The 2728-nt window shown below is 44.7% G+C and carries 4 protein-coding genes; all 4 read left to right on the top strand.

Going from position 1 to position 2728, the window contains the following annotated elements; all coding sequences use genetic code 11:
* The first annotated feature begins 83 nt into the window (after positions 1-83).
* A complete protein-coding gene (fapR, locus tag RAC86_RS37580; protein ID WP_003232044.1) occupies positions 84-650 on the top strand; it encodes a transcription factor FapR in 567 nt (188 codons plus the stop codon).
* Between the two features lie 13 nt (positions 651-663).
* A complete protein-coding gene (plsX, locus tag RAC86_RS37575) occupies positions 664-1665 on the top strand; it encodes a phosphate acyltransferase PlsX (protein ID WP_003232041.1) in 1002 nt (333 codons plus the stop codon).
* Between the two features lie 18 nt (positions 1666-1683).
* Positions 1684-2637, top strand: coding sequence for an ACP S-malonyltransferase (fabD, locus tag RAC86_RS37570; RefSeq protein WP_015383644.1), 954 nt, complete (start codon positions 1684-1686; stop codon positions 2635-2637).
* Positions 2630-2728 (top strand): SDR family NAD(P)-dependent oxidoreductase (locus RAC86_RS37565; RefSeq protein ID WP_377886845.1); only part of this gene is annotated, 99 nt, incomplete at its 3' end. The genes fabD and RAC86_RS37565, both read left to right, overlap by 8 nt.

Genomic DNA, 2728 nt, shown 5'->3' with positions numbered 1-2728 from the left:
CAGAAACAATCGTTGCATTCCAATCTATGAAATTATATACTACTATTAGTACCTAGTCTTAATTGTCCGGATGGTGTTTAGATATGAGAAGAAATAAGAGAGAACGCCAGGAATTACTTCAGCAGACGATTCAAGCAACCCCCTTTATTACAGATGAAGAATTAGCGGGTAAATTCGGGGTGAGCATCCAGACGATACGTTTGGACCGCTTAGAGCTTTCCATACCTGAACTGAGAGAAAGAATTAAGAACGTGGCAGAGAAAACACTTGAGGACGAAGTGAAGTCCCTGTCACTTGATGAAGTTATCGGAGAAATTATTGACCTTGAGCTGGATGATCAGGCGATATCCATTTTAGAAATAAAACAGGAGCACGTGTTCAGCCGGAATCAGATTGCGAGAGGACACCATTTATTTGCACAGGCGAATTCTTTGGCCGTTGCAGTCATTGATGACGAGCTGGCGCTGACTGCAAGTGCAGACATCCGCTTTACAAGACAGGTAAAGCAGGGTGAACGTGTCGTAGCAAAAGCGAAAGTGACGGCTGTCGAAAAAGAAAAAGGAAGAACGGTTGTCGAAGTGAACAGCTACGTTGGCGAAGAAATTGTTTTTTCTGGACGCTTTGACATGTATCGTTCAAAACATTCATAAAGGTGGAGCATGCATGAGAATAGCTGTAGATGCAATGGGAGGAGACCACGCTCCCAAAGCTGTTATTGACGGAGTTATAAAAGGTATAGAGGCATTTGATGATCTCCATATCACACTTGTCGGTGACAAAACAACGATAGAATCACATTTAACAACTACATCAGATCGCATCACGGTGCTGCACGCAGATGAAGTGATTGAGCCTACGGATGAACCGGTCCGTGCCGTGCGAAGAAAAAAGAACTCATCTATGGTTCTTATGGCGCAGGAGGTTGCGGAAAACAGAGCTGACGCCTGTATTTCAGCAGGAAATACCGGTGCATTAATGACAGCCGGTCTCTTTATTGTCGGAAGAATTAAAGGAATTGACCGTCCGGCGCTTGCCCCGACACTTCCGACTGTTTCGGGAGACGGATTTCTTCTCCTTGATGTCGGCGCCAATGTCGATGCCAAACCGGAGCACCTTGTTCAATATGCCATCATGGGTTCTGTTTATTCTCAGCAAGTGCGCGGTGTCACTTCACCGAGAGTCGGACTTTTAAATGTCGGAACAGAAGATAAAAAAGGAAACGAACTGACGAAGCAGACGTTTCAAATTTTAAAAGAAACAGCAAACATCAATTTTATCGGAAACGTGGAAGCGCGAGACCTTTTAGATGATGTGGCGGATGTTGTAGTAACAGACGGCTTTACTGGGAATGTTACACTCAAAACGCTGGAAGGCTCTGCGTTGTCAATTTTTAAAATGATGAGAGACGTAATGACGTCTACTTTGACATCCAAGCTTGCAGCAGCTGTGCTGAAACCAAAATTGAAAGAAATGAAAATGAAAATGGAGTATTCGAATTATGGCGGAGCAAGTCTTTTTGGCTTAAAAGCGCCTGTGATCAAAGCGCACGGCTCTTCAGATTCAAATGCTGTATTCCATGCGATTCGGCAAGCAAGAGAGATGGTCAGCCAAAATGTGGCTGCGCTCATTCAGGAAGAAGTGAAAGAAGAAAAAACAGATGAGTAGTCTGGAGGTTTTTACATCATGAGTAAGATTGCATTTTTGTTCCCGGGTCAGGGATCACAATTTATCGGCATGGGAAAAGAGCTTTATGAGCAGGTGCCTGCTGCAAAGCGTCTGTTTGATGAAGCCGATGAAACATTAGAAACAAAACTCAGCTCGCTTATTTTTGAGGGTGCTGCTGAAGAATTAACACTTACATACAATGCGCAGCCTGCTTTGCTTACGACAAGCATCGCTGTTCTTGAGAAATTTAAAGAATCTGGCATTACACCTGATTTCACAGCAGGACACAGCCTTGGTGAATATTCTGCACTGGTTGCGGCTGGCGCTCTGTCTTTCAAAGATGCTGTTTATACCGTCAGAAAACGCGGAGAGTTTATGAATGAAGCGGTACCGGCTGGCGAAGGAGCAATGGCTGCGATTCTCGGCATGGATGCTGAAGCATTAAAGCAAGTAACCGATAAAGTCACAGAGGAAGGCAACCTTGTACAGCTTGCGAATCTCAACTGTCCTGGCCAAATCGTCATTTCCGGAACAGCTAAAGGGGTTGAGCTTGCATCTGAACTGGCAAAAGAGAACGGCGCAAAACGCGCAATTCCGCTTGAAGTAAGCGGTCCGTTCCATTCTGAACTGATGAAACCGGCTGCTGAAAAGCTGAAAGAGGTATTGGACGCCTGTGACATAAAAGACGCTGACGTTCCGGTCATCTCAAATGTTTCTGCTGACGTGATGACTGAAAAAGCAGATATCAAAGAAAAACTTATTGAGCAGCTTTACTCTCCGGTTCGTTTTGAGGAAAGCATTAACAAGCTGATCGCAGAGGGTGTTACGACTTTTATTGAAATCGGTCCCGGAAAAGTGCTTTCAGGCCTTGTGAAAAAAGTAAATAGACGGTTAAAAACAATTGCTGTATCAGATCCGGAAACGATCGAGCTGGCAATTCAAACGCTTAAGGAGGAGAATGATAATGCTTAATGATAAAACGGCTATTGTCACTGGCGCATCCCGCGGAATCGGCCGCTCAATCGCCCTTGATCTGGCAAAAAGCGGAGCAAATGTTGTCGTG

This window comes from Bacillus sp. LR_5 (genome assembly GCF_042709275.1).
This window is presented reverse-complemented; position numbering and strand designations above follow the sequence as displayed.

Excerpts from the sequence above, each read along its gene's own strand:
- fapR (WP_003232044.1), top strand. The coding sequence starts at position 84 with ATGAGAAGAAATAAGAGAGAACGCCAGGAATTACTTCAGCAGACGATT.
- plsX (WP_003232041.1), top strand. The coding sequence starts at position 664 with ATGAGAATAGCTGTAGATGCAATGGGAGGAGACCACGCTCCCAAAGCT.
- fabD (WP_015383644.1), top strand. The coding sequence starts at position 1,684 with ATGAGTAAGATTGCATTTTTGTTCCCGGGTCAGGGATCACAATTTATC.